At 45.5% G+C, this 25,292-nt stretch carries 26 protein-coding genes and 2 tRNA genes; all 28 read left to right on the top strand.

What is annotated here, in order from left to right:
• Nucleotides 1–104: 104 nt before the first annotated feature.
• The 28 genes from yabG (at nt 105) to hpt (ending at nt 25,235) form a co-directional block, all read left to right on the top strand.
• The gene (yabG, locus tag ICW23_RS18430; protein WP_016936522.1) at nt 105–980 is read left to right on the top strand and encodes a sporulation peptidase YabG; all 876 of its coding nucleotides are present in this window, start codon (nt 105–107) and stop codon (nt 978–980) included.
• Between the two features lie 210 nt (nt 981–1,190).
• On the top strand, nt 1,191–1,451 hold the full coding sequence (veg, locus tag ICW23_RS18425) for a biofilm formation stimulator Veg (protein ID WP_003218330.1): 261 nt from the start codon (nt 1,191–1,193) through the stop codon (nt 1,449–1,451).
• A gap of 162 nt (nt 1,452–1,613) precedes the next feature.
• Nucleotides 1,614–1,802 (top strand): small, acid-soluble spore protein, alpha/beta type, encoded by a 189-nt coding sequence (locus tag ICW23_RS18420; protein ID WP_011996172.1) that lies wholly within the window; start codon nt 1,614–1,616, stop codon nt 1,800–1,802.
• 143 nt (nt 1,803–1,945) lie between these two features.
• Nucleotides 1,946–2,815, top strand: a complete 870-nt coding sequence (gene ispE / locus ICW23_RS18415; RefSeq protein ID WP_047478089.1) for a 4-(cytidine 5'-diphospho)-2-C-methyl-D-erythritol kinase — start codon at nt 1,946–1,948, stop codon at nt 2,813–2,815.
• A gap of 55 nt (nt 2,816–2,870) precedes the next feature.
• Nucleotides 2,871–3,728 carry a pur operon repressor gene (gene purR, locus ICW23_RS18410; protein WP_004264666.1) on the top strand — a complete coding sequence of 286 codons (858 nt, stop codon included), beginning with the start codon at nt 2,871–2,873 and terminating at the stop codon, nt 3,726–3,728.
• A complete protein-coding gene (gene ridA / locus ICW23_RS18405) occupies nt 3,725–4,105 on the top strand; it encodes a 2-iminobutanoate/2-iminopropanoate deaminase (RefSeq protein ID WP_004264663.1) in 381 nt (126 codons plus the stop codon). The genes purR and ridA overlap by 4 nt, the downstream gene beginning before the upstream one ends.
• Before the next feature lie 195 nt (nt 4,106–4,300).
• Nucleotides 4,301–4,594 (top strand): septation regulator SpoVG, encoded by a 294-nt coding sequence (spoVG, locus tag ICW23_RS18400; RefSeq protein ID WP_004264660.1) that lies wholly within the window; start codon nt 4,301–4,303, stop codon nt 4,592–4,594.
• Between the two features lie 191 nt (nt 4,595–4,785).
• Complete coding sequence (gene glmU / locus ICW23_RS18395; protein WP_016936524.1) at nt 4,786–6,156, top strand: bifunctional UDP-N-acetylglucosamine diphosphorylase/glucosamine-1-phosphate N-acetyltransferase GlmU; 1,371 nt, start codon at nt 4,786–4,788, stop codon at nt 6,154–6,156.
• A 21-nt stretch (nt 6,157–6,177) separates the two neighbouring features.
• Entirely contained in the window at nt 6,178–7,131 is a 954-nt protein-coding gene (locus ICW23_RS18390; RefSeq protein WP_013350761.1) for a ribose-phosphate diphosphokinase, read from the top strand.
• An 84-nt stretch (nt 7,132–7,215) separates the two neighbouring features.
• Nucleotides 7,216–7,824 carry a 50S ribosomal protein L25/general stress protein Ctc gene (locus tag ICW23_RS18385; RefSeq protein ID WP_045926507.1) on the top strand — a complete coding sequence of 203 codons (609 nt, stop codon included), beginning with the start codon at nt 7,216–7,218 and terminating at the stop codon, nt 7,822–7,824.
• 84 nt (nt 7,825–7,908) lie between these two features.
• Complete coding sequence (gene pth, locus ICW23_RS18380) at nt 7,909–8,475, top strand: aminoacyl-tRNA hydrolase (RefSeq protein WP_016936526.1); 567 nt, start codon at nt 7,909–7,911, stop codon at nt 8,473–8,475.
• A gap of 61 nt (nt 8,476–8,536) precedes the next feature.
• Complete coding sequence (gene fin, locus ICW23_RS18375; RefSeq protein WP_016936527.1) at nt 8,537–8,767, top strand: anti-sigma-F factor Fin; 231 nt, start codon at nt 8,537–8,539, stop codon at nt 8,765–8,767.
• Between the two features lie 70 nt (nt 8,768–8,837).
• Complete coding sequence (gene mfd, locus ICW23_RS18370; protein WP_188154906.1) at nt 8,838–12,371, top strand: transcription-repair coupling factor; 3,534 nt, start codon at nt 8,838–8,840, stop codon at nt 12,369–12,371.
• Nucleotides 12,372–12,507: 136 nt separating this feature from the next.
• Nucleotides 12,508–13,044: a stage V sporulation protein T gene (spoVT, locus tag ICW23_RS18365; RefSeq protein ID WP_016936529.1), complete on the top strand. Its 537-nt coding sequence runs from the start codon at nt 12,508–12,510 to the stop codon at nt 13,042–13,044.
• 161 nt (nt 13,045–13,205) lie between these two features.
• Entirely contained in the window at nt 13,206–14,786 is a 1,581-nt protein-coding gene (locus tag ICW23_RS18360; protein ID WP_188154905.1) for a putative polysaccharide biosynthesis protein, read from the top strand.
• Entirely contained in the window at nt 14,776–16,251 is a 1,476-nt protein-coding gene (gene yabN, locus ICW23_RS18355; protein ID WP_188154904.1) for a bifunctional methyltransferase/pyrophosphohydrolase YabN, read from the top strand. The genes ICW23_RS18360 and yabN overlap by 11 nt, the downstream gene beginning before the upstream one ends.
• Before the next feature lie 2 nt (nt 16,252–16,253).
• Complete coding sequence (locus ICW23_RS18350; RefSeq protein ID WP_007409934.1) at nt 16,254–16,514, top strand: RNA-binding S4 domain-containing protein; 261 nt, start codon at nt 16,254–16,256, stop codon at nt 16,512–16,514.
• A 78-nt stretch (nt 16,515–16,592) separates the two neighbouring features.
• Nucleotides 16,593–16,895 (top strand): sporulation protein YabP, encoded by a 303-nt coding sequence (yabP, locus tag ICW23_RS18345; protein ID WP_004264638.1) that lies wholly within the window; start codon nt 16,593–16,595, stop codon nt 16,893–16,895.
• Nucleotides 16,892–17,527, top strand: coding sequence for a spore cortex biosynthesis protein YabQ (gene yabQ / locus ICW23_RS18340; RefSeq protein ID WP_188154903.1), 636 nt, complete (start codon nt 16,892–16,894; stop codon nt 17,525–17,527). Before yabP ends, yabQ begins: the two co-directional genes overlap by 4 nt.
• A gap of 17 nt (nt 17,528–17,544) precedes the next feature.
• Complete coding sequence (gene divIC, locus ICW23_RS18335; protein ID WP_016936533.1) at nt 17,545–17,922, top strand: cell division protein DivIC; 378 nt, start codon at nt 17,545–17,547, stop codon at nt 17,920–17,922.
• Nucleotides 17,923–18,002: 80 nt separating this feature from the next.
• On the top strand, nt 18,003–18,389 hold the full coding sequence (locus tag ICW23_RS18330; RefSeq protein ID WP_004264630.1) for a S1 domain-containing RNA-binding protein: 387 nt from the start codon (nt 18,003–18,005) through the stop codon (nt 18,387–18,389).
• A 158-nt stretch (nt 18,390–18,547) separates the two neighbouring features.
• Nucleotides 18,548–18,624: transfer RNA gene (locus ICW23_RS18325), tRNA-Met, on the top strand.
• A 9-nt stretch (nt 18,625–18,633) separates the two neighbouring features.
• A tRNA-Glu gene (locus ICW23_RS18320) sits at nt 18,634–18,705 on the top strand.
• Between the two features lie 209 nt (nt 18,706–18,914).
• Nucleotides 18,915–21,404, top strand: coding sequence for a stage II sporulation protein E (gene spoIIE, locus ICW23_RS18315; RefSeq protein ID WP_060963765.1), 2,490 nt, complete (start codon nt 18,915–18,917; stop codon nt 21,402–21,404).
• 67 nt (nt 21,405–21,471) lie between these two features.
• The gene (locus ICW23_RS18310) at nt 21,472–22,209 is read left to right on the top strand and encodes a vWA domain-containing protein (RefSeq protein WP_045926512.1); all 738 of its coding nucleotides are present in this window, start codon (nt 21,472–21,474) and stop codon (nt 22,207–22,209) included.
• The gene (locus ICW23_RS18305) at nt 22,175–23,176 is read left to right on the top strand and encodes a protein kinase domain-containing protein (RefSeq protein WP_099744555.1); all 1,002 of its coding nucleotides are present in this window, start codon (nt 22,175–22,177) and stop codon (nt 23,174–23,176) included. Before ICW23_RS18310 ends, ICW23_RS18305 begins: the two co-directional genes overlap by 35 nt.
• A gap of 104 nt (nt 23,177–23,280) precedes the next feature.
• A complete protein-coding gene (tilS, locus tag ICW23_RS18300; protein WP_188154902.1) occupies nt 23,281–24,699 on the top strand; it encodes a tRNA lysidine(34) synthetase TilS in 1,419 nt (472 codons plus the stop codon).
• Nucleotides 24,696–25,235, top strand: coding sequence for a hypoxanthine phosphoribosyltransferase (gene hpt / locus ICW23_RS18295; protein ID WP_004264611.1), 540 nt, complete (start codon nt 24,696–24,698; stop codon nt 25,233–25,235). Before tilS ends, hpt begins: the two co-directional genes overlap by 4 nt.
• Nucleotides 25,236–25,292 lie beyond the last annotated feature (57 nt).

Raw genomic sequence — 25,292 nt, 5'->3', positions numbered from 1 at the left:
CAACTGCAAGAAAAGCTTGAAACATCAAGCGCCGCAGCGGAAAGAGGTGCATTTGATAAGGCTTCTTTCATGATGAGGCTTAGTCTATTTGTGGAGTGGGTAACGTGCAATTTCAAATAGGAGATATGGTAGCCAGAAAATCCTATCAAATGGATGTTTTATTTCGCATTATCGGCATAGAGCAAACAAGCAAAGGAAATTCAATTGCCATCCTGCATGGTGACGAAGTCAGATTGATTGCGGATGCTGATTTTTCTGATTTGGCGCCTGTAAGAAAAGACGAACAGGCCGTGAGAAAGCAGAAAGATGAAAGCAGGATGAATGAATCTCTCGAGCTGCTCCGCCAGGATTATAAGCTGCTTCGGGAAAAACAGGAATATTATGCGACGAATCAATATCAGCATCAGGAGCACTACTTTCATATGCCCGGCAAGGTATTGCATTTGGACGGCGATGAGGCTTATTTGAAAAAGTGCCTGAACTTTTACGAAAAAATCGGTGTGCCGGTGTACGGGATTCACTGCCATGAGAAAAAAATGCCGGCATCCATTGAGGAGCTGCTCGATAAATACCGGCCGGATATTTTAGTCATCACCGGCCATGATGCATATTCCAAGCATAAGGGAGACGTGAACGATTTAAGCGCCTACAGGCATTCTAAACACTTTGTCGAAACGGTTCAAAGAGCGAGACGAAAAGTCCCCCACTTGGACCAGCTTGTCATATTCGCGGGTGCCTGCCAATCCCATTTCGAGTCTTTAATTAAAGCGGGCGCGAATTTTGCAAGTTCACCGTCACGCGTCAACATTCATGCGCTTGACCCGGTATATATTGTCGCGAAAATCAGCTTCACTCCGTTTATGGAGCGGATTAATGTGTGGGATGTCCTGAGAAATACGCTGACGAGAGAGAAAGGGCTGGGAGGCATTGAAACGAAGGGTGTGCTGCGTGTCGGTATGCCGTATAAATCAAATGGATGAGTGAAAAACCCGCATGAAATTCGCTATGCGGGTTAATTATTTTACATATTGATACATAAATTTCCGGAACTTGTGAAAAATAATGCAGAAATCAATAGAATTTTGTCAAAATAATTTTGTTGACAATGACTTATTAACGTTGATATAATTTAAATTTTGTTTGACAAAATTGGGCTCTTGTTGTACAATAAATGTAGTGAGGTGGATGCAATGGCGAAGACGTTGTCCGATATAAAAAGATCGCTTGATGGGAATTTAGGTAAACGGCTTACGTTAAAAGCAAACGGCGGCCGCCGAAAAACGATTGAGCGTTCGGGCATTTTAGCTGAGACGTACCCTTCTGTTTTTGTGATACAACTAGATCAAGACGAGAATTCGTTTGAAAGAGTTTCATACAGTTATGCTGATATTCTGACTGAGACTGTTGAATTGACATTCAATGATGATGCGGCAAGCTCAGTAGCATTTTAATGGGCAGTGAACCTTTTGTTTACTGCTTTTTGTTTTGCCTTCTAAAGCTCTTCTAATTATTCCCTCGAAAGTTTCAGCTGATTAAACGGAAGCTATAAGTGTCACATGTTTTATCGTGGCGTGCACGAATGGTGATCAATTCTATAAAAGGGGTTGTTTCGTTTGGGCAGACGTCGTGGAGTTATGTCAGATGAGTTCAAGTATGAGCTGGCAAAGGACCTTGGTTTTTACGATACGGTGAAAAACGAGGGCTGGGGCGGCATTCGGGCGCGCGATGCCGGGAATATGGTAAAGCGTGCGATTGAGATTGCCGAACAGCAGATGGCGGCTCAGAACCAAAATAACCGATAATGCAGTGGCCCGGGGGACAATCCGTTCCCCGGTTTTTTCTATCGGCTGTCAAAATCGGCGTCAATTTCGGATAAGTACCTCCGGGTCTCCAAATGTGATACAATGTTCATACTTATGTTTAGATGGAGAAGTAGGTGAAAGCTATGCGTATTTTAGAAAAAGCGCCGGCCAAAATCAATCTGTCCCTCGATGTGAGGAGTAAACGCCCGGATGGTTATCATGAAGTGGAGATGATCATGACGACAATTGATTTGGCAGATCGGATTGAACTGACAGAACTGCCCGAAAACGTTATCAGAGTGGCGTCGCATAATCGCTTTGTTCCGGATGATCAAAGAAATCTGGCTTATCAGGCAGCCAAACTGCTCAAAGAACGGTTTCAAGTCAAAAAAGGCGTTTCCATTATGATCACAAAGGTGATCCCTGTAGCGGCAGGGCTTGCCGGCGGAAGCAGCGATGCGGCTGCCACACTAAGAGGGCTGAACAGGCTTTGGAATTTAAAGCTTTCTGTCGAAGAGCTCGCGGAGCTTGGCGCTGAAATCGGTTCAGACGTGTCCTTCTGCGTTTACGGAGGCACTGCCCTGGCAACCGGACGCGGTGAGAAGATCAGGCATATCAGTGCTCCGCCTCATTGCTGGGTCGTGCTCGCCAAACCGACGATCGGGGTATCGACCGCCGAAGTGTACCGCCGGCTGAATTTGCAGCAGGTTCGGCATCCGGATGTACAGGCAATGATTGACGCAATTGAAGAAAAAAGTTTCCAAAAGGTATGCAGCCAACTAGGAAACGTATTGGAATCGGTTACGCTCAACCTTCATCCCGAGGTGGCGATGATTAAAAATCAAATGAAACGCTTCGGTGCCGATGCGGTGTTAATGAGCGGAAGCGGACCGACTGTATTCGGTTTGGTTCAATACGAATCAAAGGTGCAGCGGATTTATAACGGGTTAAGAGGCTTCTGTGATCAGGTGTACGCGGTGCGGATGATCGGCGAACAGAATGCTCTTGATTAAATCCGTATGTTAAGTTATATTGTTTTTAAATTATTCGGATTTTGGGGGTAAGTTCATGAAGTTTCGTCGCAGCGGCAGATTGGTGGACTTAACAAATTATTTGTTAACCCATCCGCATGAATTAATACCGTTAACGTTTTTCTCTGAACGGTATCAATCAGCAAAGTCATCAATCAGTGAAGATTTAACGATTATTAAACAGACCTTCGAACAGCAAGGCATTGGGACGCTGCTTACAGTGCCGGGAGCTGCCGGAGGCGTCAAATACATTCCGAAAGTGAAACAGGCTGAAGCAGAAGCGTTTATACAGGAGCTGGGACAGTCTTTAGTAAATCCTGAGCGTATCCTTCCGGGCGGTTATGTATATTTAACGGATATCTTAGGCAAACCATCTGTCCTCTCTCATGTAGGCAGGCTTTTTGCTTCCGTTTTTGCGGAGCGGGAGATTGATGTGGTGATGACCGTTGCGACAAAGGGAATCCCTCTCGCTTACGCAGCGGCCAGTTATCTGAACGTTCCGGTTGTCATCGTACGAAAAGACAATAAAGTGACGGAAGGCTCCACGGTGAGCATCAATTATGTATCAGGGTCGTCTAACCGCATTCAAACGATGTCACTTGCGAAAAGAAGTTTGGCCACGGGGTCGAACGTTTTGATTATTGACGACTTCATGAAAGCGGGCGGCACCATAAACGGCATGATCAGCCTGCTTGATGAGTTTAATGCGAACGTCGCGGGAATAGGCGTCTTGGTTGAAGCTGAGGGAGTGAATGAACGGCTTGTCGATGAATACATGTCGCTGCTCACACTTTCAACCATCAATATGAAAGACAAAACGATTGAGATTCAAAACGGCAATTTTCTGCGATTTTTTAAAGAACAGCATTTAAAGAATGGGGAGACAGAAAAATGACAAAAGCAATCCATACAAAACACGCGCCGGCAGCAATCGGGCCATATTCACAAGGAATCATCGTAAACAACATGTTTTACAGCTCAGGCCAGATTCCTCTTACTGCTGAAGGAGAAATGGTAAACGGTGATATCACAGAACAAACGCATCAGGTGTTCAGCAATTTAAAGGCTGTGCTGAAAGAAGCGGGCGCTTCTCTCGAGACGGTTGTAAAAGCAACGGTGTTTATTGCTGATATGGAGCAGTTTGCGGAAGTGAATGAAGTGTACGGACAATACTTTGATGTACATAAGCCGGCAAGGTCTTGTGTGGAAGTGGCGAGACTGCCGAAAGACGCTCTCGTGGAAATTGAAGTCATTGCGCTGGTGAAATCTTAAATCTCAGAAAAGTGGTTCCGGTCTCCGGAATCACTTTTTTTATGCAGTATATGATCCCCCGATATGGTTTATCACCTAATTGTGTATGTATATCCTATATTTTCAAAAAAACTTTTTGAAATGTGCAGGAATTTAAAAAGAATCGTGGAATTGTTAGACTAATGCTTTTATATAGGGAAAAGGTGGTGAACTACTGTGGAAGTTACTGACGTAAGATTACGCCGCGTGAATACCGATGGTCGCATGAGAGCGATTGCATCCATCACGCTGGATCACGAATTTGTCGTACATGATATTCGTGTGATTGATGGAAACAATGGTCTTTTCGTTGCGATGCCGAGTAAACGCACCCCTGATGGAGAATTCCGCGATATTGCTCATCCTATTAATTCCAGCACGCGGGGCAAGATCCAGGATGCTGTTTTAAATGAGTATCATCGTTTGGGTGATTCTGAAGCATTAGAATATGAAGAAGCTGGGGCTTCTTAAACATAACAAAATGTAAGGACTGCTGATAAAGGCTGACACAAGGCCTTTTCCGGCAGTCCTTTTTTAAATCTGATTTTTCAGTAATAAAGCGATTACATAGAAAATTCTTGCACTTTTTGATGTCTTCTTGAAATCAACAGCTATTTAGGATATATTTTTCTATGGATAAAAGGGATATTGGAGGCCATTAAATGGATAAGCGGTTTGCAGTGATTTTAGCTGCCGGAAAAGGAACGAGAATGAAATCTAAGCTTTATAAGGTCCTTCATCCGGTATGCGGAAAGCCTATGGTAGAGCACGTCGCAGACGAGGCTCTGAAATTATCTTTAGCGAAGCTTGTCACCATCGTAGGACATGGCGCCGAAGATGTGAAAAAGCAGCTCGGACAGAAAAGCGATTACGCTCTCCAAGCAGAACAGCTCGGTACGGCTCATGCAGTCAAGCAGGCAAAACCATTTCTTCACGGAGAGAAAGGTGTCACGATCGTTATTTGCGGCGATACACCGCTTCTGACGGCGGAGACGATGGAAGCCATGCTGAATGAACATACAAACAAAGGCGCAAAAGCCACGGTGTTAACGGCCGTTGCCGACGATCCCGCCGGATACGGAAGAATCATCCGGGGAGAAGACGGCGCCGTTCAAAAAATCGTGGAGCATAAGGATGCTTCGGAGCAAGAACGTCTTGTGAAAGAAATCAACACGGGAACGTACTGTTTTGATAACGAGGCCCTTTTTCGTGTCATCGAACAGGTTTCGAATGAAAATGCCCAAGGCGAGTATTACCTGCCGGATGTAATCGAAATCCTCAAAGACGAAGGCGAAACTGTTGCCGCTTACCAGACTGGTAACTTCCAAGAGACGCTCGGAGTGAATGATAGAGTCGCTCTTTCTCAGGCTGAAATGTATATGAAAGAGCGTATTAACAAACGGCATATGCAAAACGGAGTCACTTTAATCGATCCGATGAATACGTACATCTCACCTGACGCACGTATCGGACAAGATACAGTTATTTATCCCGGAACTGTGTTAAAGGGACAAGCTGAAATCGGCGATGAATGTGTCATCGGCCCTCACACTGAGATAGAGGACAGCTCGATCGGCAGCCGCACTGTGATTAAACAATCCGTTGTCAATCGGAGCAAAGTTGGGAATGATGTAAATATCGGTCCTTTTGCTCACATCAGACCTGATTCCGCAATCGGCAATGAAGTGAAGATCGGAAACTTTGTGGAAATCAAGAAAACACAATTCGGCGACCGAAGCAAAGCATCTCATTTAAGCTATATCGGTGATGCCGAAGTGGGCACGGACGTCAATCTCGGGTGCGGCTCCATCACGGTCAATTATGATGGGAAGAACAAATATTTAACCAAAATTGAAGACGGCGCGTTTATTGGCTGCAACTCCAATCTGGTCGCTCCTGTCACAGTGGGAGAAGGCGCATACGTCGCAGCGGGCTCAACCGTAACTGAAGATGTGCCGGGCGAAGCGCTTGCCATTGCCAGAGCAAGACAAGTAAATAAAGAAGATTATGTGAAAAATATTCATAAAAAATAATCCTAAAATCGGAGGTTTACCATGTCTAACGAATACGGAGATAAGAATTTAAAGATTTTTTCTTTGAATTCAAATCCAGAACTTGCAAAAGAAATCGCGGATAATGTAGGAGTTCAATTAGGAAAGTGCTCTGTTACAAGATTCAGTGACGGAGAGGTCCAGATCAACATAGAAGAAAGTATTCGCGGCTGTGATTGCTATATCATTCAGTCTACAAGTGCGCCGGTCAACGAGCACATCATGGAATTGCTGATCATGGTGGACGCTTTAAAGCGCGCTTCCGCGAAAACAATCAACATTGTGATTCCGTACTACGGTTATGCGCGCCAGGACAGAAAAGCAAGATCACGTGAACCGATCACGGCAAAACTTTTTGCAAACCTGCTTGAAACAGCGGGTGCGACACGCGTGATCGCGCTTGATTTACACGCGCCGCAAATTCAAGGTTTCTTTGATATTCCGATTGACCACTTAATGGGTGTTCCGATTTTAGGCCATTACTTTGAAGGTAAAGACTTGAAAGATATCGTTATTGTTTCTCCTGACCACGGCGGTGTGACGCGCGCCCGCAAACTTGCGGACCGTCTGAAAGCGCCGATCGCGATTATCGACAAACGCCGTCCTAGACCGAATGAGGTGGAAGTGATGAACATAGTCGGTAACGTGGAAGGAAAAACCGCGATTCTGATCGATGATATTATTGATACCGCCGGCACAATCACACTTGCCGCAAACGCACTGGTTGAAAACGGAGCCGCGGAAGTGTATGCATGCTGTACGCATCCTGTATTGTCAGGCCCTGCGGTTGAGCGGATCAACAACTCTAAAATCAAGGAGCTTGTCGTAACGAACAGCATTAAGCTTCCTGAAGAGAAAAAAATCGAACGCTTTAAGCAGCTTTCTGTCGGACCGCTTCTGGCTGAAGCGATTATCCGTGTTCACGAGAAACAATCTGTCAGCTATTTATTCAGCTAAACCGAAACTTTAAGGTTTAAATCCCAGTTATTGTGGGTATTGTTCTAATAGGACGATAAAACGATAATTAGGATGGTGCTGAATATGGCAACTTTAAAAGCAAATGAAAGAACAGATTTTAAACGTTCGACGCTTCGGAAAATCCGTCATTCAGGACATGTTCCAGGGATTATATACGGGAAAGAAATAACGAACACGGCTGTCTCTTTAGACAGTGTCGAATTGCTTAAAACATTGCGGGACGAAGGAAAAAACACGATTATCACAATTGATGTCAACGGAAATCAGCAATCGGTTATGGTGACTGATCTTCAGACAGACCCGCTCAAAAACGAATTGACGCACGCCGATTTTCAAGTCGTGAATATGAGTGAGGAGCTGGAGGCGGAAGTGCCGATTCAGCTGACGGGAGAGGCGAAAGGAGTCAAAGACGGAGGCGTCATCCAGCAGCCGCTGCATGAGCTTTCGATCAAGGCTAAGCCGAAGGACATCCCTCAGACAATCAATGTTGATATTTCCGGGCTTGAAATGAATGATGTGCTGACCATCGCAGATCTGACTGCTGACGGTAATTATACATTTACAAACGATCCGGAAGAAGTCGTGGCTTCCATCCTTCCTCCTAAGCAGGAAGCATTCGAAGAAGATGCAGAACCGTCTCCTGAGGAAGAGCCCGAAGGAGAAAATCAATAAGCGCTTTAAGACGTAACCCGCCCGAGGTTACGTCTTTTGTGCTAGAATGAGAAGAATTACAGCGATGTTGAGGGAGGATTTACGATGCTTGTGATTGCCGGTCTGGGTAACCCGGGAAAAACCTACGAGAACACGAGACATAATGTCGGCTTTATGGCCATTGACGAGCTTTCTAAAGAATGGAATATTGAATTGAATAAAACGAAATTCAACGGACTTTACGGAATCGGTTTTGTTTCCGGAAAAAAAGTTCTACTTGTTAAACCGCTTACATATATGAATTTATCAGGGGAATGTTTGCGGCCGCTATTGGATTATTATGATGCCGATCATGAAGATTTGAAAGTCATATACGATGACCTGGATCTTCCGACGGGGAAAATCAGGCTCCGGACGAAGGGGAGCGCAGGCGGACACAACGGAATTAAATCGCTTATTCAGCACCTCGGAACCCCTGAATTTGACCGGGTCAGAATCGGAATCGGCCGTCCCGTCAACGGGATGAAAGTCGTTGATTATGTGCTGGGCGCTTTTACGAAAGATGAAGCGCCGCATATCAATGATGCCGTCTCAAAAACCGTAAAAGCCTGCGAAGCTTCCTTAACGAAACCATTTTTAGAAGTGATGAACGAATTTAATGCAAATGTATAAGATAAATAATGGGAGACCATACTAGGGAAAAATGATTTTTTCACATCAGGAGGTCCAATGTATGGCTTTGCATTATTTCTGCCGCCACTGCGGTTTTAAGGTAGGGAGCCTGGAGTATTCGTCGGTGCCGACACAGTCACTTGGATTTCAGCACTTAACAAATGAGGAAAGAAACGATATGATTTCATATAAAGACAATGGAGATGTCCATGTTCTTACAATTTGTGAAGACTGCCAAGAGGCGCTGGAACGCAATCCGCACTACCATGAACACAACACATTTATTCAATAATGAGCTTTGGTGTAGATTCTAGACCAAAGCGTTTTTCTGTTCTTGCAGAAAATAGAGAGGAGGGGCCCATATGGACAATATTCAAACCTTTATTAAAGAAAGCGATGATTTTAAATCCATTGTTAACGGTTTACATGAGGGGCTGAAGGAACAGCTGCTTGCGGGTCTGTCAGGTTCTGCGCGTTCTGTTTTTACCTCCGCCCTTGCACAGGAAACGAAAAAGCCGATTTTCTTTATCACTCATAATTTATATCAGGCCCAAAAAGTGACGGAAGATCTGACGGCGCTTCTCGGGGATCAATCTGTTTTTTTATACCCCGTAAATGAATTGATTTCTTCAGAAATTGCGGTGGCGAGTCCTGAACTGCGCGCTCAGCGGCTTGATGTCATTAATAGATTAACAAACGGAGAAGCGCCGGTCGTAGTGGCACCCGTTGCAGCACTGAGAAGAATGCTTCCGCCGAAAGAACTGTGGAAAAGCTGCCAAATCGCCATATCACTCGGAGACGATATAGAACAGGATCAGCTGTCTGCACGCCTTGTAGAGGTGGGGTATGAGCGTTCCGATATGGTTTCTGCACCCGGTGAATTCAGTATTCGCGGCGGAATAATCGACATTTATCCGCTGACGTCAGAACATCCGGTGCGGATTGAGCTGTTTGATACGGAGGTCGACTCCATCAGAAGCTTCAACTCTGATGACCAGAGATCAATTGAGACGCTAAAAACGGTGGCCATCGGACCGGCGAAGGAACTGATCATCCGGGCGGAAGAAAAAGCCCGCGCGATGGAAAGGCTCGATAAAGGGCTTGCCGACAGTCTGAAGAAGCTGAAGCAGGACAAACAAAAGGAAATGCTTCATATCAATATCTCACATGATAAAGAACGGTTATCAACGGGACAGACTGATCAGGAACTTGTGAAGTATCTCTCGTACTTTTACGAAAAGCCTGCTAGTTTGCTAGATTATACACCGTCAGACACCCTGTTATTGTTAGACGAAGTCAGCCGGATTCATGAAATGGAGGATCAGCTCCAAAAAGAAGAAGCCGAATTCATGACAAGTCTGCTGGAAGAAGGAAAAATTCTGCATGACATCAATTTATCCTTCAGCTTTCAGGAGATTATGGCCGAGAAGCGGCGTCCTGCCATTTACTTTTCATTATTTTTGCGTCATGTTCAGCATACAAGCCCTCAAAATATCGTGAATGTGACAAGCCGGCAGATGCAGAGTTTTCATGGGCAGATGAATGTGCTCGCCAGTGAAATGGAGCGCTTTAAGAAATCAAACTTCACCGTCGTCTTTTTAGGCGCAAATAAGGACAGAACCGACAGATTGGCGTCCGTGCTGGCTGATTACGAAATTGAAGCCGCCAAAACGGACAGCTCCAAAGCGCTTGTACAAGGACAGGTCTATGTCATGGAAGGCGAGCTGCAATCCGGTTTTGAACTGCCGCTGATGAAGCTGGCCGTCATTACGGAGGAAGAGCTGTTCAAAAACCGAATCAAGAAGAAGCCGAGAAAGCAGAAGCTGACAAATGCCGAACGGATCAAAAGCTATTCTGAGCTTCAAGTCGGTGACTATGTCGTCCACGTCAACCACGGGATCGGTAAGTATTTGGGGATCGAGACACTTGAAATCAAGGGCATTCATAAAGATTACCTCAACATTCATTACCAGGGCAGTGATAAGCTGTACGTCCCGGTAGAACAAATCGACCAGGTGCAAAAGTACGTCGGCTCTGAAGGAAAAGAACCGAAGCTTTATAAACTGGGCGGCAGTGAATGGAAACGGGTGAAGAAAAAAGTTGAAAACTCCGTTCAGGATATTGCCGATGATCTGATTAAGCTTTATGCGGAACGCGAAGCAAGCAAAGGCTATGCGTTCTCGCCGGATCATGAAATGCAGCGTCAGTTCGAGTCTGCTTTCCCTTATCAGGAAACAGATGATCAGCTCCGATCCATTCAAGAAATTAAAAAGGATATGGAAAGAGAACGCCCGATGGACCGTTTGCTTTGCGGTGATGTCGGTTACGGGAAGACGGAGGTAGCCATCCGTGCGGCCTTTAAAGCGATCGCCGACGGAAAACAGGTCGCGCTCCTTGTGCCGACGACCATACTCGCACAGCAGCATTATGAAACCATTACGGAGCGCTTCCAAGACTATCCGATTAACATTGGTCTTCTCAGCCGATTCAGAACGAGAAAAGAATCTAATGAAACGCTCAAAGGTCTGAAAAACGGAACAGTAGATATCGTGATCGGAACCCACAGGCTCTTATCTAAAGATGTCGTCTATAAAGATCTCGGCTTGCTCATCATCGACGAAGAGCAGCGCTTCGGTGTTACGCATAAGGAAAAAATCAAACAGATCAAAGCCAATGTCGATGTGCTGACTCTGACGGCGACGCCGATTCCGCGTACGCTTCATATGTCCATGCTCGGTGTGCGGGACTTATCTGTTATTGAAACGCCGCCGGAAAACCGTTTCCCTGTCCAGACATATGTCGTGGAATACAACGGCGCGCTTGTACGAGAAGCCATCGAAAGAGAACTGGCGCGCGGAGGACAGGTATATTTCTTGTACAACCGCGTGGATGATATCGAGCGGAAGGCTGACGAAATTTCTATGCTTGTTCCCGATGCGAAAGTGGCATACGCCCACGGGAAAATGACCGAAAATGAATTGGAAAGCGTCATGCTTAATTTTCTGGAAGGGGAATCAGATGTCCTCGTCAGTACGACCATTATTGAGACAGGCGTAGATATACCGAACGTCAATACCTTGATCGTGTTTGACGGAGACAAAATGGGACTGTCTCAGCTGTATCAGCTGAGAGGACGGGTCGGCCGCTCCAATCGTGTCGCGTACGCGTATTTTACGTACCGCAGAGACAAAGTGCTAACTGAGGTGGCGGAAAAACGGCTGCAGGCGATTAAAGAATTTACCGAGCTGGGATCAGGGTTTAAAATTGCCATGCGTGACTTGACGATCAGGGGAGCGGGGAACCTTCTCGGCGCCCAGCAGCACGGTTTCATCGACTCGGTCGGTTTTGACCTGTATTCGCAAATGCTCAAAGAAGCCATTGAAGAGCGTAAAGGCGATACGCCGAAAAGCGAACAGTTTGAGACAGAAATCGATATCGAGCTTGATGCATATATTCCTGAAAACTATATACAAGACGGCAAGCAAAAAATCGACATGTATAAACGTTTTAGATCAATCGCTACAATTGAGGAGAAAAATGAGCTTCAAGATGAAATCATCGACAGGTTCGGCAGCTATCCTAAAGAGGTTGAATGGCTGTTTACAGTTGCTGAGATGAAAGTGTACGGCAAATATGAACGCGTCGAACTCATCAAGCAGGAAAAGGACGCGGTCAGATTCACTATTTCGGAAGAGGCCAGCGCCCAGATTGACGGTCAGAAATTGTTTGAACTCGGCAATAAATACGGCCGGCAGATCGGACTGGGAATGGAAGGGAAAAAACTGAAAATCTCAGTGCAGACGAAAGGCCGCAAAACCGAAGAGTGGCTGGAGACCGTACTCGGCATGCTGAAAGGCCTTCAAGATGTGAAGAAAGAAACAATCGCGTCCTCATAAAAATTGTTACTCTCTGGTGTATATTACATTTGATGTGACGGATACTAATTTCAAGCGAGTGGCGGAAGCTACATAAAGTAAAGAGCTTTAGTACTTTCCCTTAAATATCATCACATGAAAGAGAGGCACCAGAGAGATGAAAGCTACAGGTATTGTACGTCGTATTGATGATCTAGGACGGGTCGTCATCCCTAAGGAAATTCGGAGAACACTGCGAATCAGGGAAGGAGACCCGCTTGAAATATTCGTTGACCGCGACGGAGAAGTTATATTGAAAAAATATTCTCCTATCAGTGAGCTTGGCGATTTTGCGAAAGAATATGCGGATGCATTGTATGACAGTCTCGGCCATTCCGTTTTGATTTGCGACCGTGACGTGTATATTGCCGTTTCGGGCAGCTCCAAAAAAGAATTTTTGAACAAATCCATCAGCGATTTGCTCGAAAAAACGATGGACCAGCGCAGCTCGGTGCTGGAAAATGACGTAAAATCCGCACAGCTTGTTAATGACATTGATGAAGACATGAGCTCCTATACAATCGCTCCTATCGTGGCGAATGGCGATCCTATCGGTGCCGTGGTCATTTTTTCTAAAGAACAGGCACTTGGAGAGGTAGAACACAAAGCGGTAGAAACGGCAGCCAGCTTTTTGGCGAGACAAATGGAACAGTAGGTCTTATTACCATTATTGAAATAAGAAACGGGGAAAGAACAGCTCTTAAACAAGTGCTGTTCTTTTTCATATGTGCTCACTATCGGTTCGGCCGTTAGGATTGTGATATAATAAGCTCGTTTTATAGACGTAATTTTCTAGCGGCTGGAAGGAGCTTTTGGATGAACGATTCAGTTGGCGTCAAACGGCAATCGGCATGGAAAGGTGCTTTTGTGCTTGTTGTTGCGGGCATCGTGACAAAGATATTAAGCGCCGTGTACAGAGTTCCTTTTCAGAATATTGTCGGTGACGTCGGATTTTACATTTATCAGCAGGTGTATCCGTTTTTAGGCATCGCGGTCATGCTTTCAACATCCGGATTTCCGGTGATCATCTCAAAATTAATGAACGATTATAGCAATCATAAACAAAAAATAATGAAAATTTCCGCCCTTTATGTCACGGCGGCCGGACTTATACTGTTTGTGCTCATGTATGCCGGCGCGGCGCCGTTAGCCGGTTTTATGGGTGACGCCCGCCTTGAACTGCTGATACGGGTAGCGGCGTTCGCTTTTATACTGTTTCCGTTTACGGCGGTTTTTCGGGGGTATTTCCAGGGCGTGCATGATATGATGCCGTCCGCCTTATCCCAGATCACCGAACAGCTTCTCCGTGTGGCGGTGCTTCTCGGTTTATCTTTCTGGCTTTTGAAAAGCGGCCGTTCATTATATGCGGCAGGTGCGGGGGCAGCCTCGGGATCAATTGCCGGAAGCTTGGCGGCTCTTTGCGTATTGGCCTTATTCTGGTACAAGCGGGAAGACAAGAAGACAGACATCGGACATATCGAAACAGGTATCATTGTAAAAAAGCTGCTGCTTTATTCAGTCACCATCTGTATCAGCAGTGTACTCATGCTTTTGATTCAGCTCGTAGACGCCTTAAACTTATATTCACTGCTGTCAGACGGGACAAAGAGCCATGCTGCGAAACAGCTGAAAGGCATATATGACCGCGGACAGCCGCTTCTTCAGCTGGGAACCGTGTTTGCCGTCAGTATCGCCGCATCTCTTGTCCCCTCCATTTCAAAAGCGGTGCATGGGAACAAGCCGTTTATTATAAAAGAGAAAGCGACCTCTGCCGTTAAGCTCTGCCTTGCGGTAGGAATCGGCGCATCGGCCGGACTTTTTTGCATTTTAGAACCGGTGAACATCATGCTTTTCCAAAACAGTGAGGGGACGCAGACCTTACAAATATTCAGCTTATCTATCTTTTTTGCTTCGATTGCGCTTACGGCAGCCGCGATCCTGCAAGGCGCGGGACATACCGTCTTCCCCGCCGTGTCCGTCTTGGCGGGAGGGGTGCTGAAATGGGTGCTGAATGTTTGGCTGGTCCCGGACTGGGGTATTACAGGAGCGGCGCTGGCGACCGTCTTGGCATTTGCCGCAGTTGCGTGCCTGAATCTGCAGAGAATTTGGTCGAAGGGCTGGCTGACGAATATCGGCGGCATGATTGCCCGTTTGTGCTGGTGCACTCTGCTGATGGCTTCTTTTCTGCTCGTGTATACGAAGCTTTGGCAGTTATTCGTTCCCGTCAGCAGAACCGGAGCAGTATGTGAGAGTCTGTCTGCGTCAGTCCTCGGGGGGCTTTTGTTTATTTATTGTATGATGAGAATGAAGATATTTACGGACGAAGAGCTGAGCAGCCTTCCTTTCGGCAATGCTTTAAGCAAATTGAAAAAGAGGAGAGAAAAACATGGCAGGTAACATTACGGTCGTCGGCCTCGGCGCCGGTGACATGGATCAGTTGACAGTGGGCGTACATAAGCTGCTGACTCAGGCGAAGCATCTATATATAAGAACGAAAGACCACCCTTTGATTCCGGAATTAGAGCAAGAGGCTGCAGCGGATATCCGGTATTTTGATGATGTTTATGAAAAGCACGATCAGTTTGGAGCGGTCTATGAAGAGATCACGGACATTCTGTTTGAAAAAGCGAAGCAAGAGGATGTCGTCTACGCTGTACCCGGTCATCCGTTTGTCGCTGAGAAAACCGTTCAGCTGTTATTTGAACGCCGGGAAGAACAGCAGGTGACGGTTCATACCGCCGGAGGACAAAGCTTTCTGGATGCCACCTTTAATGCATTGCGGATTGATCCGATTGAAGGGCTTCAATTTACAGATGCGCAAACAATGACGCCGGATGAGCTTGAGCTCCGCCATCACCTGATCATTTGCCAGGTTTATGACCAAATGACGGCCTCTGAGGTGAAGCTGACGCTTATGGAGAAATTGCCTGACGATTATGAAGTGGTCATCGTAACGGCAGCCGGAAGCAAGGGAGAAAAGATCACCAAAGTGCCTTTGTTTGAACTTGACCGCAATGTAGAGATAAATAACTTAACAAGTGTATATGTTCCGCCGATTAAAAAAGAAGAACTCCTTTACCAGGAATTTTCCGCATTCCGAAGAATTATTCGTGAGCTTCGCGGGCCGAATGGCTGTCCGTGGGATCAAAAGCAGACACACCAGTCATTAAAGAAATATATGATTGAGGAATGCTACGAATTGCTCGAGGCCATTGACGAAGAGGACACGGATCACATGATAGAAGAGCTCGGGGATGTCATGCTTCAGGTTATGCTTCATGCCCAGATCGGAGAAGACGAAGGGTATTTCTCAATTGATGATGTCATCAGAGACATCAGCGCCAAGATGGTCAGACGGCACCCGCACGTGTTTAAGGATGTTAAGGTTCAGGATGAACATGATGTCGTCGCCAACTGGGAAGAAATCAAAAAGGCGGAAAAGCAAACAACATCCTCTTCATTGCTGGATGACGTACCGAAAACACTGCCTTCTCTTGCAAAAGCGGCCAAACTTCAGAAAAAAGCCGCAAAAACCGGCTTTGACTGGGATGACGTTCAGGATATATGGAATAAAGTAAATGAAGAGCTGAAGGAATTTTCTGCAGAGGCTTCCGCCGAATCAGCAAATGAAATCAGCTTAAAAGCTGAATTCGGCGATGTTTTATTTGCATTGGTCAATATCGGCCGATACTATAAAATTGAGCCTGAGGAAGCGCTCGCCATGACAAATGACAAATTCCGCAGACGCTTTGCTTATATTGAGAAAGAAGCGGCGGCAAAGGGACTTGAATTGACCGCAATGTCACTTGAGGAAATGGACAAATTGTGGGATGAAGCAAAAGAAATGGAGAGGAGATTCTAAATATGAGACTTGATAAGTTTTTAAAAGTATCCAGATTAATTAAGCGCCGCACTTTGGCGAAAGAGGTCGCCGACCAGGGGAGAATCACCGTTAACGGGAATCAGGCGAAAGCCAGCTCAGACGTAAAAGCCGGCGATGAACTGACGGTTCGCTTCGGCCAAAAGCTTGTCACGGTAAAGGTAAACGAATTGAAAGAAACAACAAAAAAAGAAGAAGCCGCGGGCATGTATACAATCGTCAAAGAAGAAAAACTCGGCGAATAGGCTTGTTCTAAACAAAGCTCCCGCCTCATACAATGCAGTAATAATGCTAAAAGTATCGAGGATATGGGGGCTGAATAGATGAATTCATATTATGAGCAAAAAGGTTCTTCTTCTGTTCCGGAACAGCATGATGTGACGATGAAAGGGAGAAAGCATTTAGACATTTCGGGCGTCAAGCATGTAGAAAGTTTTGACAACGAAGAGTTTTTGCTGGAAACGGTTATGGGAATGCTTTCCGTCAGAGGCGAGAACCTGCAGATGAAAAACCTTGATGTGGAAAAAGGGATTGTATCTATAAAGGGCAGGGTGTTTGACCTTGTATATTTAGACGAGCAGCAAGGGGATAAAGCTAAAGGGTTTTTTAGCAAGTTGTTTAAATGACGCTGACGACCCAATTTTATACGATGCTGGCAATGACCGGTATGGGCGCCTGGCTCGGAGCGTCGCTTGATACATACAGGCTGTTTGTCAGCCGCGCCAAAACGGCCAGATGGCTGTTATTCATTCATGACCTTCTTTTTTGGATTGTACAAGGTCTGCTGTTTTTCTATGTGCTGCTCAACGTGAATGAAGGTGAACTCAGGATATACATTTTCTTGGCTGTCTTACTGGGAATTGCGACGTACCAAAGCCTGTTTAAACGAATGTATATAAAAATACTGAAATTCGCCATCCATCTTGCGGTATCTCTTTATCAATTCGCAAAAAAGCTCATTCAGCATGTGCTGTTCCGTCCGGTGGTTCTGCTTTTTAAGCTGCTCATCGGGCTGATCACGTTTATTTCTTTATACTCCTATCGGGTGAGCGCCTTTTTTGTGAAGTGTCTTTTTAAGATCGTAACGTTTTTGCTGCATCCGCTGTTCTTCCTGTTGAAACATTTATTGAAACTTCTTCCTGAAAAGTGGCGTCTTACTTTCAAACGATATTTTCAAAAAAGTGCAGGATTTTTACAAAAGAGCAAGAAACTAATCATAACAATCAGATCGACCATGATACGTATTTTGAAAAGATGAAAGGAGGACCGTCTGGTTTGAATCTATCTAGAGAACGTACAATAACTGAAATTCAAAACGACTATAAAGAGCAGGTTGAGCGGCAATCCCAGCTTATGAAAAGAAGGCGGAAAGGGCTTTTCAGACGGTTGATCGTATTCGGCGCCCTTGTGTTGTTGACGGCTATTGTCTTAGCGGGTTCTCTGTGGTCACAGACCTCTTCCCTTAGCGCAAACGAAGAAAAGAAAGCTCAGCTGGAAAAACAAGTGAAAGAATTGGACGCGAAACAGGCTGATTTAAAAGATGAAATTTCCAAATTAAAGGATGAGGATTACGTCACAGAGCTTGCCAGAAGAGACTTGTTTATGTCAGGAAATGGTGAGATTCTCTTTAATGTAGAAAAGAAGAGCAAGTAGCCTTGTTGACACTTAAAATTTTATTTAGGTATAATTAAACAAACGATCTTTTTATAAGCCTAAGGAGGAGCACTTTTTTTATGTCGATTGAAGTTGGCAGCAAGTTGCAAGGGAAAATAACAGGTATTACAAATTTCGGAGCATTTGTTGAATTGCCTGGAGGCTCAACCGGTCTCGTTCATATCAGTGAGGTAGCCGATAATTATGTGAAAGACATTAACGAGCATTTAAAAGTCGGCGATCAAGTTGAAGTGAAAGTCATCAACGTTGAAAAAGACGGGAAAATTGGTTTATCAATTAAAAAAGCTAAAGACCGTCCGCAAGCCAGACCTAGAAATGATTTCCGTCCGAAAGAATCTTTTGAACAGAAAATGAACAAGTTTCTTAAAGATAGCGAAGACCGCTTATCATCTTTAAAACGAAACACGGAATCAAAACGTGGAGGGCGCGGAGCAAGAAGAGGATAACTTGCTGCTTTCTATAAATACATTGGAGCATCCGTCTATCCCGCGGGTGCTTTTTTTTGTAAACATCCATGTAGTCAGAAAATTAAAACTTCAAAGTTTCTGTTGACGGAATGAAGAAACCTTTGTATTATATAACTTGTGCTTATAAGCACTTATATGGCGGTGTAGCTCAGCTGGCTAGAGCGTACGGTTCATACCCGTGAGGTCGGGGGTTCGATCCCCTCCGCCGCTACCATATATTTTTGGCCCGTTGGTCAAGCGGTTAAGACACCGCCCTTTCACGGCGGTAACACGGGTTCGAATCCCGTACGGGTCATCAAGCAAATCGGCTTCTGTTGCAGAAGCCGATTTTTTCATATTTAGACAACTTTTTGAGAAATGTCGGAGGAAATAAGAAAGGAAAGGGGAACAAGGGAGAAAGCGTCGAAGAGTTCTTTGGAATTGTTACCTTCTTTTGACAAAATCCTATCTGTGCTTTCATTTATAATGACAAGCAACGAATAAAACAGGTGGGGGATGAGAGCAATGGAAAAAGCGGAAAGAAGAGTGAACGGACCGATGGCGGGACAAGCTCTGGAAAAACTGCAATCGTTTTTTGAAAAGGCTGCAAAGCTTGCGGTTCATCAGGCGCATTCACTTTTTTTCTATAAGGGTTTCATTTATGTCGTGATCGGTTTTCTGCTTGGACGGGCTTTTATATTATCTGAGGTTCTTCCGTTTGCGCTGCCGTTTTTCGGGGCGATGCTTTTGATCAGAAGAGATAAAGCCTTCTATGCTTGTCTGTCATTGCTTGCAGGCGCGTTAACCATTTCGCCGAAACACTCTTTGCTGATTCTCACAGCTTTAGCCGTCTTTACTCTATTTTCAAAAATCGGTACATATATCATGCAGGACCGGGTGAAGATGCTGCCGATCGTGGTGTTTTTCTCTATGGCTGCCGCGAGAATCGGTTTTGTATATTTTGATAGCGGCGCTTTTACCACTTATGACTATGTGATGGCTGTTGTCGAGGCTGGCTTGGCCTTTATTTTGACGCTGATCTTTTTGCAAAGCCTGCCGATCTTCACGATCAAAAAAGTGAAACAATCATTAAAAATAGAAGAAATCATCTGTTTTATGATCTTGATCGCATCCGTTTTAACCGGTCTTGCCGGCGTTTCGTTTCAGGGAATGCAGGCCGAACATATACTGGCCCGTTATGTCGTTTTGAGTTTTTCCTTTGTCGGCGGAGCAAGCATCGGCTGTACTGTCGGTGTTGTGACCGGGCTGATTCTCGGGCTTGCGAATATCGGCAATCTCTATCAAATGAGTCTGCTTGCGTTTTCCGGGCTTCTTGGCGGACTGCTGAAGGAAGGCAAGAAAGCCGGAGCCGCAGTCGGATTGGTGATCGGCTCACTGCTGATTTCATTATATGGAGAAGGGTCTGCCGGGTTAATGACCACCCTTTACGAATCTTTGATTGCGGTTGCCTTGTTTTTAATTACGCCCCAATCGATTACGAAAAAGGTGGCGCGATACATACCGGGCACTGCTGAGCACAGTCAGGAACAGCAGCAGTACGCGAGAAAAATCAGAGATGTCACTGCCCAGAAAGTAGATCAGTTCTCCAATGTGTTTCATGCCTTGTCGGAGAGCTTCGCCACCTTTCATCAGACGTCTTCCGATGAGCAGGCTGAAGAAGGGGAAGTGGATCTCTTTTTAAGCAAAATCACCGAGCATTCCTGCCAATCCTGTTATAAGAAAAGCAAATGCTGGGTTCAAAACTTTGATAAAACATATGATTTAATGAAACAAGTTATGCATGAAACAGAGGAAAAACAGTATGCCTCAAACCGCAGATTAAAAAAGGAGTTTCAGCAGCACTGTTCCAAATCCAGACAGGTGGAAGAGCTGATTGAAGACGAACTTGCCCATCATCACGCCCATCTGACCCTGAAGAGAAAAGTTCAGGACAGCAGAAGGCTTGTTGCGGAGCAGTTATTGGGGGTTTCTGAGGTCATGGCGGACTTTTCTCGGGAAATAAAACGGGAGAGGGAGCAGCATTTTATTCAGGAAGAACAAATGATAGAGGCGCTTCAGCATTTCGGAATCGAGATTCAGCATGTCGAGATATACAGCTTGGAGCAGGGCAATATTGATATTGAAATGACAATCCCGTTCAGCGGAGGGCACGGCGAGAGTGAGAAAATTATCGCTCCGATGCTGTCTGACATTCTTGAGGAGCAGATACTTGTCAAAAGCGAACAGCACTCGGCTCATCCGAATGGCTACAGCCATGTCGCGTTCGGTTCGACCAAGTCTTACCGGGTATCGACAGGCGCGGCTCACGCGGCAAAAGGAGGGGGCCTTGTCTCCGGCGACAGCTACAGCATGATGGAACTGGGGGCGAGAAAGTATGCGGCCGCGATCAGCGACGGCATGGGCAATGGGGCGAGGGCCCATTATGAGAGCAATGAAACGATTAAACTTCTCGAAAAAATACTCGAATCGGGGATTGATGAAAAAATCGCGATCAAAACGATCAACAGCATTCTGTCTTTACGGACGACAGATGAAATCTACTCAACTCTCGATCTTTCTATCATTGATCTTCAGGATGCAAGCTGTAAATTTTTGAAGGTCGGTTCAACGCCGAGTTTTATCAAACGGGGAGATCAAGTCATGAAAGTGCAGGCCAGCAATCTGCCGATCGGCATCATCAATGAATTTGATGTGGAGGTCGTAAGTGAACAGCTGAAAGCGGGAGATCTGCTCGTCATGATGAGTGACGGTATTTTTGAAGGGCCGAAGCACGTAGAGAACCACGACCTGTGGATGAAACGGAAAATGAAAGGGCTGAAAACCGAAGACCCGCAGGAAATCGCTGATATATTAATGGAAGAGGTCATCAGAACACGTGCGGGCCAAATCGAAGACGATATGACGGTCGTTGTCGTCCGGATTGACCACAATACACCGAAATGGGCATCCATACCGGTGCCGGCGGTTTTCCAAAATAATAAGGAGATTTCTTAATCCTTTCGTATAAATCACATTCCTTCTGGCGAAGATGGGACTAATCGTATCACCGGGAGGAATGAATGTGAATAAGGGACATTTAAATCAAGTTCTGCTGATTACAGATGGCTGCTCCAATCATGGTGAAGACCCGATCGCAATGGCGGCTTTCGCCAAGGAGCAGGGGATTACGGTGAATGTTATAGGAATTATGGAAGAAAACGCGATTGACCAAGAGGCAATGAAGGAAGTTGAAGGGATCGCCATGGCCGGAGGCGGCGTCCATCAAGTTGTGTATGCGTCTCAATTGTCTCAAACGGTTCAAATGGTGACAAAAAAAGCAATGACCCAGACACTTCAAGGTGTCGTCAATCAAGAGCTTAAACAAATTTTAGGGAAAAACGTTGAAATGGAAGAACTTTCTCCGGAAAAACGCGGCGAAGTAATGGAAGTGGTTGATGAACTCGGCGAAACGGTTCATCTGCAAGTGCTTGTGCTGGTTGATACGAGTGCGAGTATGGCGCCGAAACTGCCGACGGTGAAAGAAGCGCTGATTGATCTTTCCATCAGTTTAAATTCCCGGGCCGGTCACAATGAATTTGCCATGTGTATATTTCCCGGGAAAAGCCAGGAAGTTGAGCTTGTGCTGAATTGGACGCCGAAGCTTGAATCGCTTTCCGCTCTCTTTGCGAAGCTGTCAACCGGCGGTATCACCCCTACGGGCCCCGCTATCCGGGAAGCGGCGCAGCAGTTTGAAAGAATCCGCTCAAGAAGGAGCATGTTGGCAGATGATGAACGACGCTTTAACGAGTTTGGCATGTAGTCTGGCACCGGGAACGGAAATCCAAGGCAAGTGGAACGGCAAATCCTACAGATTGCTCAAACAGCTTGGCAAAGGGGCTAACGGTATTGTATATCTGGCAGAAGCATCAGGCGGACATGTCGCTTTGAAAATAAGCAGCGACAGCATGTCTGTTACCTCTGAAGTGAATGTCTTAAAATCCTTTTCAAAGGCCCGGTCGCAAACGATGGGGCCTTCTTTTTTTGATGCGGATGATGCCTTTATACCGCAACTGAATAAAAATGTCTCTTTTTACGTGATGGAGTACATAGAAGGGCCGCTTCTTCCGCAATATATCAGCAGTAAGGGAACGGAGTGGATTCCGGTGCTGATGGTGCAGCTTCTTTCCAGTCTGTCTGTCCTTCATCAGCAAGGATGGGTCTTTGGCGACCTCAAGCCGGAAAACCTCATTGTAACCGGTCCTCCGGCTGCCATTCGCTGCATTGATGTAGGGGGAACGACAAAACAGGGGCGCGCGATTAAAGAGTATACGGAGTTTTACGACAGGGGCTATTGGGGGTATGGAACAAGAAAAGCGGAACCATCCTATGACCTGTTTGCTGCAGCTATGATCATGATCCACTGTGTTCAGAAGAAAGAGTGCAAAAAGACAGGACAGCCGAAAGAACAGCTTCGTTCTATTATTGAAGGCCACCCGTTTTTGAATAAGTATAAGAAGGTTCTGTTTTCTGCTTTAAACGGGCAATATCCGTCAGCTGAAGCGATGAAACATGACATCCTGACGGCGGGGCAGAGCACGGGCGGCAAAAGGAAAACCGCCGCCAAGCCTAAGCCGCAGCAGGCGAAACCGCGGCAGGGCACTGTTTCTCAGACGCGGTATAAACCAAAACAAAAGCCCGCAAAACACAATGGTTTGTTTGAAACAACACTTATTCTAATCAGCGTTCTCGCCCTTTATTTCGCTTACATCGTCTTTTTTCTCATCTAATGCCGGCCGGACGCCGATGTTCATGCTTCTTCTTTGCTTGGAGGGAATGAAAGTGATAGGATATGTATATCTTTAAAAAACCTGCTCATCGTGAGGGGGACATTGTGAAAAGCGTGGAAGATTTTTTCAAAACATATCATCTTCAGGCGGAGGGAGAAACGATTATTGCCGGAGTCTCCGGAGGCCCTGATTCAATGGCGCTTCTCAGTCTGCTGAATAAGCACTTCGGGCATTCCTCCGTTATCATTGCGGCGCATGTCGACCATCAGTTCAGAGGATCTGAATCTGAAGAAGATATGAAGTTTGTGCAGTCATATTGCGAGGCGGAACACATCCTTTGCGAAGCGGTACAGATTGATGTTTCCGCATATGCAAGGAAGAATAAGCTGAACAAGCAGGCTGCCGCGCGTGATTGCAGATATCAGTTTTTTAAAGAGCTGATGGCAAAACACGAAGCAAAGTTTTTAGCGCTGGCTCATCACGGCGACGACCAAGTTGAGACAATGCTCATGAGGCTTGCGAAAGGTACGCTCGGGGCGGGGCTTGCGGGAATGCAGCCTGTCCGCGAATTTGCATCCGGCCTGCTGATCAGACCTTTCCTCTATACGGCAAAAGATGAAATTCTTGAATACTGCCGTCAAGAAGGGCTGTCCTACAGAACGGATGAGAGCAACACAAAAGACGATTATACAAGAAACAGATTCAGAAAGACCGTGCTTCCTTTTTTAAAACAAGAATCACCTGACGTTCATAAAATGTTTCAAAAAGTGAGTGAAGCACTGACAGAAGACGAACAATACTTGCAGTCATTAACGAAAGAACGAATGAATAAGGTTATTACAAGCAAGTCTGACACATCAGTTGAAGTCAATTCCTCTCAATTGCTTGCCCTTCCGATACCTTTACAAAGAAGAGGAGTTCAACTAATATTAAACTATCTTTATGAAAACGTTCCATCGTCGTTTTCCGCCCGCCATATCCAGCAGTTTCTTGAATGGGCAGAAAACGGAAGCGCCTCAGGAGTGCTTGATTTTCCGAAAGGGCTGAAGGTGGTCAAATCATATCAGACATGTTTGTTTACATTTGAACAATGGCAATGTGAAAAGATTCCCTTTGAGCTGCAGCTGCAAGGAGCAGAAGGTGAGACTGCTGTTCTGCCCAACGGCTTTATGATAGAGGTTTCCGATCAAGCCGACCCTCATATCAAAAATGGGAATGCTGTTTTTATAACAAGCAGAAACAAGGTGCAATTTCCTTTAACAATCCGGACGAGAAAAATCGGCGACCGGATCAAACTTAAAGGGATGAATGGCTCGAAAAAGGTAAAAGATATATTTATTGATCATAAACTGCCTCTGCGTGATCGGGACGAATGGCCGATTGTAACGGATGCAAGCGGTGAAATTATCTGGCTGCCTGGCTTGAAAAAATCCATCTTTGACAATCTTGTGATTTCAAACAGTGACCGCATTGTATTACAATATAGACAGCATGAAAAGTGTAGGGGGCAAGCATTAACATGAAACAAGATATCGAAAAAGTGCTGATTTCAGAAGATGAGATCCAGCAGAAAGTAAAACAGCTTGGAGAACAATTAACAAGCGAGTACAGCGACACGTTTCCGTTGGCAATCGGTGTGTTAAAGGGAGCGCTCCCTTTTATGGCTGATCTTATAAAGCATATTGATACATATTTGGAAATGGACTTCATGGATGTATCAAGCTACGGAAATTCCACGGTTTCTTCCGGAGAAGTCAAAATCATCAAAGATTTGGATACATCTGTAGAAGGCCGGGACATCTTAATCATTGAAGATATTATCGACAGTGGGTTAACCTTGAGCTATCTCGTAGAACTCTTCCGATATCGTAAAGCGAAATCAATTAAGATTGTTACCCTATTGGATAAACCAAGCGGAAGAAAAGCGGACATTAAAGCAGACTTCGTAGGCTTTGAAGTTCCTGACGCGTTTGTTGTGGGTTACGGACTTGATTATGCCGAACGCTATCGCAATCTGCCTTACATCGGAGTGTTGAAACCGGCGATTTATGAAAGCTGATCGGCTGCCTGCTTCCGAGATGGTTATCGGTTGTATTGGAATGATTTTCTATGGTAC

Origin of the sequence: Bacillus sp. 1021 (assembly GCF_014534735.1) — a bacterium.
Classification (GTDB): Bacteria; Bacillota; Bacilli; order Bacillales; family Bacillaceae; genus Bacillus; species Bacillus siamensis.
This window is presented reverse-complemented; position numbering and strand designations above follow the sequence as displayed.